The organism is Pseudarthrobacter sp. NKDBFgelt, assembly GCF_046097905.1.
GTDB classification, from domain to species: Bacteria; Actinomycetota; Actinomycetes; order Actinomycetales; family Micrococcaceae; genus Arthrobacter; species Arthrobacter polychromogenes.
In genome coordinates this window covers 23,382-37,853 of record NZ_JBJURL010000044.1, presented here as the reverse complement: position 1 = coordinate 37,853, position 14,472 = coordinate 23,382, and the positions used below count along the sequence as shown (strand labels likewise).

The following is a 14,472-nucleotide window of genomic DNA, read 5'->3' as shown; positions in this document are numbered from 1 at the left end:
GGCGTCGATGGCCGCGGCGGCGTCCGCCAGTGCGCGGGCTGTGAGGGTGCGCGGTGCGGTGACGTCCATGGCGGGCGTCACGGAGACGGCACCCAGCGCCGGTCCCAAGAGTGCGAACGGCGCGAATCCGGCCACCAGGCGTGCGCCGGGGCGGATCCCCAGTGTCGCGGCCACGGTGTCCCGCATCGCCGCCAGCCGCCGCTGCGTGTAGACCACACCCTTGGCGGGTCCCGTGGATCCGGAGGTGAAGAGCACCGCGGCGGGCGCATCCGGGTCCGGGTCCTGCAGGAGTGGTGCCGTGAACTTGCCCTGGCGGGCCAGGGCGGCGAGGGAGGTCTCGACGGCGAGGAGCCGGCGGCGGGCGGCGCATCAGCGTGCGGGACCTGCCGCCCGGGCCAGCCGAGCACGGATGCTGCGGCGAGGGCCCTGTCGATGCCGATAAGGAAATCCGGGACGGCGCCATGGACGGCGCGGCTCAGGCCCCGCGTGCCGAGTCCGGCATCCGCCACCACCACCACGGCGCCGAGCCGCAGGCAGGCGTAGAGGACTACGGTCAGGTCCACGCCGGGTGGAACCATGAGGCTCACGCGGCTGCCCGTCCGCACCCCGGCCTGCCGGAGTCCATTGGCGACGGCGGCGATCTGCTGTTCAAGCTCCAGCCAGCTGAGCGAACGGGAGACACTCCCGTCCGCGGCCATTTCCGCGACGGCGGTGTCCCCGCCGGCCGGTCCTGCCGCGAGCTCCGCCAGCGGTTCCCACAAAGGCGTAAAGCCGGTGCCGGAATCTTCCGCAAGGGAAGGCGCCGCAGGCGAAGGCACAGCAGGCGAGGGCACAGCCGGGGCAGACACAGCCGGGGCAGACACAGCCGGGGAAGACACAGCCTGGGGAGGCACGGCAGGCTGAGCTGCCGCCGCGGACACAGTCCCTCCGCCGACAGGCGTACTGTCCCCGCCGTACCCGGCGAGCCACTCGAAGACGGGACCGGCGATGTCCCGGTCCTCCGCGACCAGATGGCCGGCACCTTCGAAACGGTGCACTTTCGCGGCCGGCAGCCGGCCGATCAGGTCCTTGAGGTATCGGTCGGAAAAAATCGGATCCCGCGGGCCCCAGAGCAGCAGCGCTGGAACGTGCAACCCGGGCAGCCCTTCGGCGACGCGCCTGAGCGCGGCAAAGCTGGGATGGGAAGCGTCCGCGGGGATGTCCGCCACGAAGTTCCCCACGCCCCCGCGGCGGCCGGCGCCCGCGTACGGGGCCATAAACGCGCGGCGGACGTCGGGGGCAAGCGGCGGGCGGGCCAGGGCATGGGTCACCCGCAGGAAAGCGTCCGACGTCGTTGTGCCCCACCTGTGCACGGCGGGGTGCAGGGCAAGCCGCAGTGCCGGCGGGATGGGTGAGCCGGCAGGCTGGTGGACAGCGGTGTTGGTCAGCACCACCCCGGCGAGCTGCTGCGGATGGGCCAGTGCCCAGCCGAGGCTGATCACCCCGCCCCAGTCGTGGCCGACGGTGACCACGGGGCCGTCCAGTCCCAGGGCGGCGGTGAGGTCGCCAAGATCGTTGATCCTGTCTGCCAGCCGCCGGAATGTGCCGGTCCGCTCGGAGAAGCCCATGTCCAGCTGGTCCACGGCCACCACGCGCCAGGGCTGCTCCGGGCGCGATCCGGCGGCCAGCAGCGTCCGCCACAGGTAGGACCAGGTAGGGTTGCCGTGCACGCACAACAGGGTGCCGGCGGGAGCCAGGCCGCGGCGGGACAGCTGCGCTCCGTTGTCCAGGAGGTGCCAGCGGCGCACCGTTCCGGGTTCATCCGCGGCTGAGGTGGACGGCACATCGATTCCGCGTGACCATTCGGGGTCGACGCCGGGCCAGTCGGCGGCTACCAAACGATTTCCACCATGGCGGTGTTGAGGCCGGAACCGACGCCCATGCACAGCACGCGGTCCCCCTCATTAAGGTTCTGCGCCTCGGCGGCCAGGGTCATGGGGAGGGAAGCCGGCCCCACATTGCCCCAGTGCGGGAACGTGATGGGCACCTTGTCCGGGTCCAGGTCGATGGCGTCAACGATGGCCTGGGTGTACGCCGTACTCACCTGGTGCGTGACATAACGGTCCATCGAGCCCCAATCCCACTCCGGCTGGGCCTCGTGCCAGGCGTCGAGCACCAGCTGCAGGCCGCCGTCGAGAAGGCCCTTTGTGTCGGTGGCCATGCCGTCGATGCCGCCGACGCACAGCTCGTGGTGTTCCGTCCCGGCCCGCATCACACCGCCGAGGATCCGGTGCGCCCCCGGGTGTTCGTCCGCCGGCCCCAGGACGGCCGCAGCGGCCCCTGAGCCCAGGGTGAGGGTGGCGAACTCGCGGTTGAAGTCCTCGCGGGTTGTTTCGGGCCGCTGCAGCCGGGCCAGGGTGGCCTCCTGCGTGGCTTGTGCATCCTCGCCGTTGACGATCACCGCGTACTTGATCTGGCCGGAGTCGATCATGTTCGCGGCCAGGGTCATGCCGTTGACGAATCCCAGGCAGGCGTTGGCGACGTCGAAATTCATGGCCGAGGACGGGAGGCCCAGTCCGTGGTGGATCTTGACCGCGACGGACGGTTCGAGGTTCCGCCGCGTGACGGACGTGTTGATCAGCAGTCCCACCTCGGACGCTTCGATGCCGGAATCCGCCAGGGCCTTTGCGCCCGCCTCGATGGCGGCGTCGTCGAAGGAGGTACCGGGGGCCCACCACCTGCGGTGCGTGACACCGGCCACACGCTCGAGCAGCTTCGGCGGGAATTTCAGCCGGCGCAGGGTGGATGCCAGCCGGTGGTCGAATTCCGTGGAACTGACAATCCGTGGAGCCTGGACGCTGATCACCGAGAGCAGAGCGGTGTTGCGGTGCCGGAACGTTGCATTCCCTATCAAATCAAGCCTCTGTTCGTGTCCGTCCTGTGCTGTGGCGGGTAACCGCCCCCTCAAGCACAAAGCCCAAGGACTAATCATGCCCGGTGCCGGTCCATTCCTGCACATGCAGAACAGGGCATCCGGCCCGGCCCGGCCGGGCTTCTGCACGAAAATGTCCCGGCCCGCAGTAGATTGTAGGTATCCGTGGCTGTCCCCACCATCCGCGTCCGCCGAGCAGGAGAACCGAAACGCCTTGCACCTCAAAAGCCTGACCGTCCGGGGGTTCAAGTCATTCGCGTCCGCCACCACCTTCAATTTCGAGCCGGGGGTTACCGCGGTGGTTGGCCCCAATGGATCCGGAAAGTCCAACGTGGTGGACGCCCTTGCCTGGGTTATGGGGGAGCAGGGTGCCAAGACCCTTCGCGGCGGCAAGATGGAAGACGTCATCTTCGCCGGCACCTCGGGCCGGCCGCCGCTGGGCCGGGCCCACGTATCGCTGACCATCGACAACACTGACGGCGCCCTGCCCATCGAGTACAGCGAAGTGACCATTTCGCGGACCCTGTTCCGCTCGGGCGGTTCGGAATACGCCATCAACGGCGCCGGGTGCCGCCTGCTGGACATCCAGGAACTGCTGTCGGATTCCGGCCTGGGCCGCGAGATGCACGTCATTGTGGGCCAGGGCCAGCTCGACCGCGTCCTGCACGCCACGCCGGAGGACCGCCGGGGTTTTATCGAGGAAGCGGCAGGCATCCTGAAGCACCGCCGGCGCAAGGAAAGAACGGTGCGCAAGCTGGACGCCATGCAGGCCAACCTGCAGCGCCTCAACGACCTCACCGGAGAAATCCGCCGTCAGCTCACGCCCTTGGGAAAACAGGCCGAAGTGGCCCGCCGGGCCCAGCGCGTCCAGTTCGATGTCCGTGATGCCCGCGCCCGCCTCCTGGCAGACGACCTCGTCCAGCTGCAGCTGGCGCTGGATCAGGACGTAGCGGACGAGGCCGCCCTCAAGGAACGCCGGGCCCTTGTTGCCGGACAGCTGGAAACCGGCCGACGGGAGCAGGCCGTGCTGGAACAACGTGCAGCTGAAGCAAACCCCCAGCTCAACGCCGCCAGGGACGCCTGGTACCGTTTGTCCGCCACCAGGGAGCGCCTGCGCTCCCTGGGCTCACTGGCGCAGGAACGCAACAGCCTCCTGGGTTCCGTGGAGGCACCGCCGCCCGGCCGCGACCCGGAACAGCTGGAACGCCAGGCGGCCAGGGTCCGTGAGGAGCTTGCCGAACTGGAGCGCGACATCCTGGACCGGCGAAGCGCCCTCGAAGCAGCCTCTGCGGACAAGGCCGAAGCGGAACGCGCTGCCCTGGAAGAGGACAAGCGGCTCACCGCAGAGCTCCGCGCGGCAGCAGACCGGCGTGAGGGGCTGGCCCGCCTGGCCGGCCAGGTGGCGGCGGCGCGTTCACGCGTGGAATCCGCCCAGGCGGAGCTGGGCAGGCTGCGCGAATCACTTGCCGCCGGAACCGAACGGCGGGCCCGCGCCCAGGCCGAATTCGCGGCCCTGGAAAACCAGGTGGCGGGCGTTGAGGAGGGGGAGGAATCCCTCGACGCCGACTACGAGGCCGCCAGCGACGCCCTGGACACGGTGGTCCAGCAGATCGCAGGCCTCCAGGCCGCCGTCAGCGAGGGCGTCCGGAAGCGCGACGCCTTGGTGGCGCGGCGGGACGCCCTGAAGCTGGGCCTCGAACGGAAGGACGGCGCAAGCCACGCCCTGCATGCAGGCCTCGAAGGGATCCACGGAACCCTGGCAGGGCAACTGACCGTGACACCGGGCTTCGAGACCGCCATCGCCGCGGTCCTGGGCGAGGCCTCCGAGGCCGTCCTGGTCCAGGATTCCGCCACTGCTGTTGCCGTGGTCCAGCTTCTCAAGGACCACGACGCCGGACGGGCGTCGCTGCTCGTCGAATCGGCTGATGATGCTGCGGAAAAGCCGGCGGACGCCACAGTGCCCCTCCCTGAGGAGGCACACTGGGCAGCGGACCTCGTCACCTCTGCGTCCCCGTGCACACCGCTTGTGGCGCACCTGCTGTCCGGCACCGCCGTCGTCCCCGATATCCAGGCCGCGTCCGCCCTGGTGGCGGCCCACCCGGAGATGACTGCCGTCACCCGGGCCGGAGACATCTTTACAGCCCTGTCAGCCACGGGCGGCTCGGCGAAGGCGCCGTCCCTCCTTGAGGTGCAAGCGGCCGTTGACGACGCCGAGAGCGGGCTTTCCGAGGTCACGGCAGGTCTCGAGCGGAACAGGTTCGCCCTGTCCGGCGCCGAGGCCCAACGCGCCGAGGCGCAGGAGCGCGCCGACGCCGCACTGGACAGGCTGCATGACTCGGATGCCAGGCTGGCCGCCGTGGCAGAACGCCTGGGCCACCTGAACTCCGTCCTTCGCAGCGCCGTCGGTGAAAGCGACCGCCTGGCGGCATCGCTGGCCAAGGCTGAGCAGAACGTTGCCGCCGAGGAGGAAGCGCTCGCTGCCGTCACCGCCCGTTTGGCCGCATCACAGGAAGTCCCGCTGGAACAGGAGCCCTCCACCGGGCACCGTGACGCGCTGGCCCAAGCGGCATCACACGCCCGCAGCGCCGAGGTGGAGGCACGTCTGTCGCTCCGCAGCGCCGAAGAGCAGCTCGCGGCCACACGGAACCGGGCGGCATCCCTGGAGCGCGCAGCCGCCACGGAACGCAGGGCACGCGAGGAAGCTGCTGAACGCGCCCGGGTCCGCCGCATCAAGGCGCGGCGGGCAGCTGCCGTTTCCGCCGCCGTCGGCCTGGCGCTTCGCTATGTTGACGTGTCCGTGGACCTGGCACAGCATGAGCGGGACCTGGCGGAAGAAAACCGGGAGCAGCGGGACCGGGAGCTCGCGGAGATCCGTACCGCAAACGAACTGCTGGCGGGTGAATTCGCCGACCTCACGGACAACGTCCACCGTGATGAGCTCGCCCGGACCCAGCAAAAGGCACGGATTGAAGCCCTCGAGAGCCGCTCCATCGACGAACTGGGGATTACCCCCGATGCCCTGGTGGCCGAGTTCGGCCCGGATGTCCCGGTTCCGGTCCCGGCCGGGGAGGGCGGTGACAAATGGGCCGCCCTCCGCGCCCCGGTGGACCACACCGGTGCGGACATCGTGGAGGGTAAGCCCTACGTCAGGGCAGAGCAGGAAAAGCGGCTGCGTAAGGCCGAACGGGACCTCGCCGGCCTGGGCAAGGTCAACCCCCTGGCGCTGGAGGAATTCGCCGCGCTTGAGGAGCGCCACCAGTTCCTCAGCGCCCAGCTGGAGGACCTTAAGTCCAGCCGGAAGGACCTCCTGGACATCATCAAGGAAGTGGATAACCGCGTCCAGCGGGTGTTCACGGAGGCGTTCGAGGACACCCAGGCCCAGTTCACCCGGGTCTTCGCCAGGCTCTTCCCGGGCGGCGAGGGACGGCTGGTCCTGACCGACCCCTCCGACATGCTCACCACCGGCATCGACGTGGAGGCCCGTCCCGCGGGCAAGAAGATCAAGCGGCTGTCGCTCCTGTCCGGCGGCGAACGCTCGCTGACCGCGGTGGCCCTGCTGGTTGCCATCTTCAAGGCGCGGCCTTCGCCGTTCTACGTCATGGACGAGGTGGAAGCGGCCCTGGACGACACCAACCTGGGCCGGCTGATCACGATCTTCGAAGAACTCCGGGAATCCAGCCAGCTCATCGTCATCACCCACCAGAAGCGGACCATGGAAGTCGCCGACGCCTTGTACGGCGTCACCATGCGCGGCGACGGCGTCTCCACCGTGATCAGCCAGAGGCTTGGGGCCGAGGTCTGACGCTGCCGGTGTAACGGCAGGTCAACTGCCTTGCCGGCCCCAAAAGAGCCCCGGCGTCTATGAGAAGCTAGGGGAGTGAATGACATCCTTCCCATCCTTCTTTCCATCCTTGCTGCCCTGGTGGTTCTCGGCGGGCTGATTCCGGTCCTGATGAAGACCCGGAAGAACATCACGCGCTACCCCGGCACGCGGGACGCCAACGACCCCGTCCAGCCTCGGGCCGGCAGCACGGCCGTGGAGGACCGTCCGGGCACGGTGGCAGACCGCGCGGCCCCGGACGGCGCGGACCTTGAAGGGCTGGAAACCACCGAGGTCCCGGACAACGCCGCAGGACTTGAAGTCATTCCGGTGGAAACCCCGCTGCCTGTGGCAGGCCGGCTGGTCCGCCTCCGCGAACGGCTGGTCCGCTCCAACAACGTCATGGGCAAGGGGCTCCTGGCCCTGCTCTCGAGCGACAAGATCGACGAAAACGTCTGGGACGAAGTGGAGGAAACGCTCCTCCTCGCAGACCTCGGCACCGAACCCACCATGCAGCTTGTGGACGCGCTGCGCGAACGCGTCAAAGTGCTGGGAACCCGGACCCCTGAGCAGGTAAAACTGCTGCTGCGGGAGGAGCTCATCAAGCTCGTGGATCCCACCATGGACCGTACGCTTAACGTCCAGCGGCATGCCGACAGGCCTGCAGTGATGATGGTGGTCGGCGTGAACGGCGTCGGCAAGACAACCACCGTAGGCAAGCTTGCCCGCGTGCTGGTGGCCGAGGACAAGGACGTCCTGCTCGGTGCCGCGGACACTTTCCGTGCCGCCGCCGCCGAACAGCTCGCAACGTGGGGCCAGCGCGTCGGCGTTCCCACCGTCAAGTCCGACATCGACGGCGCGGATCCCGCCTCGGTTGCCTACGAAGCAGTCAAGGCCGGCATCGACCAGGAAGTCGACGTCGTGATGATCGACACCGCCGGACGGCTCCAGAACAAGGTTGGCCTCATGGACGAGCTCCGGAAGGTCAAGCGCGTTGTGGAGAAGCTCGCTGAAGTGGACGAGGTCCTCCTGGTGCTGGACGCAACCACCGGCCAGAACGGCCTGAACCAGGCCCGCGTGTTCTCCGAAGTGGTCAACATCACCGGCATCGTCCTGACCAAACTGGACGGAACCGCCAAGGGCGGCATCGTCGTCGCAATCCAGAAAGCCTTGGGCGTCCCGGTGAAGCTGATCGGCCTCGGGGAAGGGGCAGACGACCTTGCCCCCTTCGAGGTTGAGGGCTTCGTGGACGCTCTGCTGAACTAGCCGCAGCAGCAGCCGGCCGTTACGCCGCGGGCTTCCTCAGGCTCTCCAGGGTGGCAAGCCAGGTGCACGCCGCCACCACCATGATGCCGCCGGTCACCCCGAAGGCCCAGCCGTAGCCCAGCCGGTCGGCCAGCACGCCGGCCAGGACGGGCCCCACAATCGCGCCGACGTCGGACGTCATCTGGTACACGGCCAGCACCTTCCCGCCGGACCGCCCCTTGCCGATCACATCGGCGACGGCGGCCTGCTGGGCAGGGCCGAAGAGTCCCGAGCCGACGCCGGCCAGCGCCGATGCCGCCAGGAACCAGCCCAGCCCGGTGGTGAAGCCGATGGCAGCCGTGGAGGCACCCGCCACCAGCAGCCCGGCCACCATCATGGGCTTGCGGCCCAAGGTATCGGCCAGCCGGCCCGAGAATGTCAGGGCCGCCGCGTTGCCGGAAGCAAAGACCGCCAACGCAAACCCCGCCGCTTCAGGCCCTGCGCCGAGGGCGGTCACCGCAAACAGCGGGACGGTCGCCATCCGGACGCCGAACGTGGCCCAGCCGTTCACGAAGCTGGACACCAGCGCCGTCCGGTACGTCCCTGCGGCAAGGGCCTCGGCCAGCGGCATGTCGGCGCGTTCCTGCCGGGGCCCGCTGCCCCGGCGCTGGTGGCTCAGCTGAGTCTGGACCACGACGGCGGCCACCACCAGGGCAGCCGCGTACGCCAGGAAGGGAACGCGCAGGCCGAAACCTGCCAGCAGCCCGCCCACGATCGGGCCGCACACGTTGCCGATGAGGAACGCGGACGCATAGGCACCCGAGACGCGGCCCCTGCTCTCGGGCGGCGCGAGCCGCACCACCAGCGCCATCGACGCCACCGTGAACATCACTGAACCGGCGCCGCCAAGCCCGCGGAACAGCAGCAGCTGCCAGTAATCCTGGGCGAAGGCGCAGGCAGCAGTGGACGCCGCCACGATCAGCAGCCCCGTGACATAGACGGGGCGCTCGCCCAGCCGGCCTATCAGGGCGCCGCCCGCAGGGGCAAAGACCAGCCGCATGAACGCGAAGATGGCCACGATCACGGACGCCTCGGTATTTCCCACCCCGAAGGTTGTGGCGAATTGCGGCAACACTGGGGCAACAAGACCGAATCCCAGCGCAATCAGGAAAGCCGCGGCCAGCATCACCTTGATGTCGCGCGGGAGCGTCTGCCTGTCCCTGCGCAGCATCGAAAAAATCCGCGATGTTGCGCGGCTCACGCGGGTATCTGCCGTCATGGTCCAGTGGTCCTTGTGTATGTGGGTGCCGGGCTTCGGCGGGAGGGGTGAAACATAACCGTAACAAGCCAGATATGCACCATTTACTTCCTAGAGGTTGTTGTAACAGCCCCGCAATACAAATCCTCCGCGGCCGAAACACAGCGCCGACACACTCGTTACAGGACGCAAAAGGCGTTGGCAGGCGGATCTTCTCCGCAATTACGACCAAATAGACAAGAGAGGCGTGCACCATGGAACTTACCGCAGGTCACGTATGGATCATGGTGTCGGCGGCGCTTGTGCTGTTGATGACACCGGGTCTGGCATTTTTCTACGGCGGCATGACCCGGGCCAAGGCCGCGCTGAACATGATGATGATGAGCTTCATCTCCATCGGCATGGTGGGGGTCATCTGGGTCCTGTGGGGATACTCAATGACCACCGGGGACGGCTTCCTCCAGATGGTGGGCAGCCCTTTCGCCAACTTCGGGCTTGAAGGCATTGACAGCCCCGACGGGCTCATCACGGTGGGCTTCGGCGCCACCTTCGCCATCATCACGGTGGCCCTCATCAGCGGCGCCATCGCTGACCGTGCAAAGTTCGGCGCCTGGACCGTCTTCGTTCCGGTCTGGGTCACGCTGGTCTACTGCCCGCTTGCCTACATGGTGTGGGGCGGCGGCCTGTTCAGCACCGAAGGCGCTGTCGGCGCGGCGCTCGGCGAGGCCATCGACTTCGCCGGCGGCACCGTGGTGCACATCAACGCCGGTGTTGCAGCCCTGATCCTCGTCTTCATCGTCGGCAACCGCCGGGGCTTCGGCAAGGACCCCAACCACCGCCCGCACAACATCCCGTTCGTGATGCTCGGCGCTGCAATTCTGTGGTTTGGCTGGTTCGGCTTCAACGGCGGCGCTGCCTCCACCGCAGAGCAGGGCGGCCTCATCTGGGTCAACACCCTCGCCGCCCCGGCAGCAGCAATGCTCGGCTGGCTGGTCACGGAGCGCATCCGCGACGGCCACCCCACCTCCCTCGGTGCAGCCTCCGGCGTGGTTGCAGGCCTCGTTGCCATTACCCCCGCCTGCGCCAACGTCAGCCCGGTCGGTGCCCTTGGCCTGGGCATCGTGGCAGGCGTCGCCTCCGCCCTGGCAGTTGGCCTGAAGTTCCGCTGGGGCTTCGATGACTCGCTCGACGTCGTGGGTGTCCACCTGGTTTCCGGCATCATCGGTACCGTGGCCCTTGGCTTCATCGCCCTTCCCGAGGAAGGTGCCGGCGGCGGCCTCTTCTACGGCGGCGGCATGACCCAGATGTGGGCGCAGCTCGCAGCAGCCGGCATCGCCATTGCCTACTCCGCGGTCCTGACCACGATCATCGCCCTGGCCATTCACAAGACCATGGGCTTCCGGGTCTCGCAGGAACAGGAGACGGTGGGTGTGGACCTCAGCCTGCACGCCGAAACTGCCTACGAGTTCGGCGTCGGGGGACACGGCGGAAGTTTCCAGCCCCTGCACGACATGATCACCGGAAAGACCCAGGCGGACGCCGCGCAGGCATCCGACGCGGCAACGGGTGCGCAGAAGACAGAATCAGCAACAGGTAAGGAAAGCGTGGGGGCATGAAACTGATTACAGCGATCGTCAGGCCGGAAAAGCTCGAAGCCATCCGGGAAGGACTGGAGGCCTACGGCGTGCAGGGTCTGACGGTCAGCGCGGCCAGCGGCTACGGCCGGCAGCGCGGCTATACCGAGGTCTACCGCGGAGCGGAGTACAACGTGGATCTGCTGCCAAAGATCCGCGTGGAGGTCCTGGCCACAAACGAGCAGGCGGACGACATCCTCGATGTCATCATCGCCAGCTCCAACACCGGCCGGGCAGGTGACGGCAAGGTCTGGACCGTGGATGTCTCCGAAGCCGTCAGGGTCCGCACCGGTGAACGCGGCGTCGCCGCAATCTAGGGCCGGCGGTACTCCACGGAAACATCCGTGAACGGCAAAAAGAGCGGGCAGGAAACTCCAGGGTTTCCTGCCCGCTCTTCCGTTGTTTAAGGCAGCGCCGCAGATCGGCGGCGTGCCCGCCGCCCCAAGCCGCTGCGGCTCAGTCCCCGGGCACCGCGGTGGGCCAGGATGCGGGGCCGGCAGAGCCGGCGTCGTACTCCTCCAGGGGGACCGAGTCCTGCTGCCAGGCGTGCAGGACGGGCTCCACAATCCGCCAGCACTCCTCCGCCGTGTCTCCGCGCACGGACAGCAGCGGGTCGCCCGCCAGCACCCCCTCCAGGACTTCGCCGTAGGGGAGGAGGTCGGAGCCGCTGAGCTCGGTTTCCAGGGTGGCCCGGCTCAGGCTGAAGATGTTCCCCGGCCCGTTCACGTCGACGTCGAACCTCAGGGTGTCCGGGCCAAAGCCAATGCGCAGCTTGTTGGGCGAGTCCACGCCGGTAAAGCCCCGGGGCAGGTGGGGAACCGGGCGGAAGGTGACCACTGCCTCCTTGCGCTTGGCGCCCAGTGCCTTGCCGGACCGAAGAATGAACGGGACCCCGTTCCAGCGCCAGTTGTCGATGTTGACCTGGATCTCGGCCAGCGTCTCGGTTCCGCGTTCAGCGTCCACGCCTTCCTCCCGTGCGTAATCGGGAACGTCCTTCCCTCCTGCCCGGCCGGCTGTGTAGCGTGCCCTGCGGGTGGAATCGGCATAGGACACCGGAACGCTGCTGGCCCGAAGGACGGCGGAAATTGCATCCCGCAGGTCCCGTTCACCGATGGTGGCTGGAGGCTCGATGGCCAGCAGGGCCATGATCTGCAGCAGGTGGCTCTGGATCATGTCCCGCAGTGCGCCGGCGCCGTCGTAGTAGCGGGCCCGCCCCTCCAGCGCGAGGTCCTCGTCGAAGATGATTTCCACCTTTTCCACGTGGTGCCGGTCCCACACCGGTTCCAGGAAATTGTTGGCGAACCGCAGGCCCAGGATATTCAGCACCGTGGCCTTGCCCAGGAAGTGGTCCACCCGGTGGACATGGTCTTCGGGGACCAGCCGGACCAGTGTCTGGTTGAGCGAGCGGGCCGAGTCCTCACTGGAACCGAAGGGCTTTTCCATTACCAGCCGCGTTCCCGGCGGGACCTGATCCGGCCGGAGGGCCTCACAGGCAAGCTGGCTGATGCGCGGCGGCAGGGCAAAGTAGACGGCGGTGGGCCCCTCCAGCGTGTCAAGGAGCGACGCCAGCGCCCCCTCGGCGGTGACATCCAGCTGGTGGTACACCGTTTCCTTCTCAAGGGACTGGAGTGCTTCCTTCCCCCCGGCGCCTGCGGACCCGGCGGCTGCCTCGAAGGACGCATGCACCCGTTCCCGCCACTGTTCGGGGGTCCAGGGATCGGATCCGGCACCCACCAGCCGGAGGCCCGCGGCGCGTCCCCTGGCCACCAGGCGCGCCAGTCCCGGCAGGAGCAGCCTGCCCGTCAGGTCCCCCGAGGCGCCGAGGATGAGCAGGGTCTTAACAGTTGGTTGGCTCGTCATTTGGCCAGCATGCCACCTTGCGGGCCCGGCTTGGTACCCTAGATAGTCGAGTCCCGATCATCAACAGCCTTTGATCATCCACTGCCCTGATCATCCACTGAAAGAAGTGCACGTCGCGTGTTCAATTCACTCTCTGACCGGTTGACAGCAACCTTCAAGAACCTGCGCGGTAAAGGCAGGCTTACCGAAGCCGACGTCGATGCCACAGTCCGCGAGATACGCCGCGCCCTTTTGGACGCCGATGTTGCCGTTCCAGTTGTCCGTGAGTTCACCGGCCGGGTACGGGAACGCGCCCTGGGCGCCGAGGTTTCCGGGGCTCTGAACCCGAGCCAGCAGATCGTCAAGATCGTCAACGAGGAACTGGTGGAGATCCTCGGCGGTGAAACCCGCCGGATCCGCCTGGCCAAGAGCGGCCCCACCGTCATCATGCTGGCCGGCCTCCAGGGTGCCGGCAAGACCACCCTCGCCGGCAAGCTGTCCAAGTGGCTGAAGGCACAGGGCCACAGCCCGATGCTCGTAGCCTGTGACCTCCAGCGCCCCAACGCCGTGACGCAGCTGCAGATCGTGGGCCAGCGCGCCAAGGTGCCGGTCTTCGCACCGCACCCCGGTGCCACCTACACCGAGCTCGAACACCCTGCCGGGGACCCGGTTGAGGTTGCCCGCGCCGGTGTGGAGGAAGCACGCCAGAAACTCCACGACGTCGTCATCGTAGACACCGCTGGCCGGCTGGGCGTCGACGCCGACATGATGGAGCAGGCGCGGCAGATCCGCCGCGCCATCGTGCCCAACGAGGTCCTGTTTGTCATCGACTCGATGATCGGCCAGGACGCCGTGAACACGGCGCTCGCTTTCGACGAAGGCGTCAATTTCACCGGCATCGTGCTGTCCAAGCTCGACGGCGACGCCCGCGGCGGTGCCGCCCTTTCCGTCGCGTCCGTCACGGGCAAGCCGGTGATGTTTGCGTCCACCGGCGAGGGCCTGGACGACTTTGAGCTTTTCCACCCGGACCGGATGGCCTCGCGCATCCTGGACATGGGTGACGTCCTGACCCTGATCGAGCAGGCCGAGAAGTCCTGGGACAAGGACGAAGCCGCCCGGATGGCGAAGAAGTTCGCCGACCAGGAGGACTTCACCCTTGACGACTTCCTGGCCCAGATGCAGCAGATCCGCAACATGGGCTCCATGAAGAAGATGCTCATGATGATGCCGGGTGCCCAGAACATCCGCCAGCAGCTGGAGCAGTTCGACGAGCGCGAGATCGACCGCGTGGAGGCCATCGTCAGGTCCATGACCCCGCACGAGCGCGTGGCTCCCAAGATCATCAACGGCTCCCGCCGTGCCCGCATCGCCCGCGGTTCCGGCGTCCACGTTTCCGAGGTCAACGGCTTGCTGGAGCGCTTCGCGCAGGCCCAGAAGATGATGAAGAAGATGGCCCAGGGCGGGATGCCGGGCATGCCCGGGATGCCAGGCCTGCCGGGTGCCGGCGGCGGTGCCCGGAAGAACGCCAAGAGCGCGCCCAAGAAGAAGGCCAAGTCCGGAAACCCGGCAAAAGCCGCGCAGGAGCGCAAGGACGCCGAGGCCCGCAGGGCGAACGCCGCCAAGGCGCTGCCCACCGGCGCAGCTTTTGGCCAGCAAACGGGCGACTTCGATCCCTCCCAGCTGAACCTGCCCAAGGGCTTCGACAAGTTCCTCGGCAAGTAGCCATCCCCCTCTCCCAGCTAGGTAGCGCCAGGTGTCGTTTTGA

At 67.8% G+C, this 14,472-nt stretch carries 8 protein-coding genes and 1 pseudogene; 5 read left to right on the top strand and 4 right to left on the bottom strand.

All coding sequences use genetic code 11. The features are described from left to right. Positions 1–1,877 (bottom strand): annotated as a pseudogene (locus ACKAE7_RS12990) (alpha/beta fold hydrolase); the annotation flags it as partial. After that, on the bottom strand, positions 1,871–2,893 hold the full coding sequence (locus ACKAE7_RS12985; protein ID WP_408979402.1) for a 3-oxoacyl-ACP synthase III: 1,023 nt from the start codon (positions 2,891–2,893) through the stop codon (positions 1,871–1,873). The pseudogene ACKAE7_RS12990 and the gene ACKAE7_RS12985, both read right to left, overlap by 7 nt. 232 nt (positions 2,894–3,125) lie before the next feature. Between ACKAE7_RS12985 and smc the strand changes: the two genes are divergently transcribed. Both smc and ftsY read left to right on the top strand, forming a co-directional pair. Continuing rightward, a complete protein-coding gene (gene smc / locus ACKAE7_RS12980) occupies positions 3,126–6,713 on the top strand; it encodes a chromosome segregation protein SMC (RefSeq protein ID WP_408979401.1) in 3,588 nt (1,195 codons plus the stop codon). Positions 6,714–6,788: 75 nt separating this feature from the next. Next, complete coding sequence (ftsY, locus tag ACKAE7_RS12975) at positions 6,789–7,997, top strand: signal recognition particle-docking protein FtsY (protein ID WP_408979400.1); 1,209 nt, start codon at positions 6,789–6,791, stop codon at positions 7,995–7,997. 19 nt (positions 7,998–8,016) lie between these two features. On the opposite strand, the gene ACKAE7_RS12970 is transcribed toward ftsY, so the two are convergent. After that, positions 8,017–9,255: an MFS transporter gene (locus tag ACKAE7_RS12970; protein WP_408979399.1), complete on the bottom strand. Its 1,239-nt coding sequence runs from the start codon at positions 9,253–9,255 to the stop codon at positions 8,017–8,019. Between the two features lie 233 nt (positions 9,256–9,488). Between ACKAE7_RS12970 and ACKAE7_RS12965 the strand changes: the two genes are divergently transcribed. Both ACKAE7_RS12965 and ACKAE7_RS12960 read left to right on the top strand, forming a co-directional pair. After that, positions 9,489–10,850: an ammonium transporter gene (locus ACKAE7_RS12965; RefSeq protein ID WP_191034563.1), complete on the top strand. Its 1,362-nt coding sequence runs from the start codon at positions 9,489–9,491 to the stop codon at positions 10,848–10,850. Further along, positions 10,847–11,185 carry a P-II family nitrogen regulator gene (locus tag ACKAE7_RS12960; protein ID WP_104184824.1) on the top strand — a complete coding sequence of 113 codons (339 nt, stop codon included), beginning with the start codon at positions 10,847–10,849 and terminating at the stop codon, positions 11,183–11,185. Before ACKAE7_RS12965 ends, ACKAE7_RS12960 begins: the two co-directional genes overlap by 4 nt. 139 nt (positions 11,186–11,324) lie before the next feature. Here ACKAE7_RS12960 and ACKAE7_RS12955 read toward each other — a convergent pair whose 3' ends face one another. Then, positions 11,325–12,728, bottom strand: a complete 1,404-nt coding sequence (locus ACKAE7_RS12955) for a glucose-6-phosphate dehydrogenase (protein WP_408979398.1) — start codon at positions 12,726–12,728, stop codon at positions 11,325–11,327. 117 nt (positions 12,729–12,845) lie between these two features. On the opposite strand from ACKAE7_RS12955, the gene ffh reads away from it, so the two are divergent. After that, the gene (ffh, locus tag ACKAE7_RS12950; RefSeq protein ID WP_188808590.1) at positions 12,846–14,429 is read left to right on the top strand and encodes a signal recognition particle protein; all 1,584 of its coding nucleotides are present in this window, start codon (positions 12,846–12,848) and stop codon (positions 14,427–14,429) included. Positions 14,430–14,472 lie beyond the last annotated feature (43 nt).

Excerpts from the sequence above, each read along its gene's own strand:
- ACKAE7_RS12960 (WP_104184824.1), top strand. The coding sequence starts at position 10,847 with ATGAAACTGATTACAGCGATCGTCAGGCCGGAAAAGCTCGAAGCCATC.
- ACKAE7_RS12955 (WP_408979398.1), bottom strand. The coding sequence starts at position 12,728 with ATGACGAGCCAACCAACTGTTAAGACCCTGCTCATCCTCGGCGCCTCG.
- ACKAE7_RS12970 (WP_408979399.1), bottom strand. The coding sequence starts at position 9,255 with ATGACGGCAGATACCCGCGTGAGCCGCGCAACATCGCGGATTTTTTCG.
- ACKAE7_RS12965 (WP_191034563.1), top strand. The coding sequence starts at position 9,489 with ATGGAACTTACCGCAGGTCACGTATGGATCATGGTGTCGGCGGCGCTT.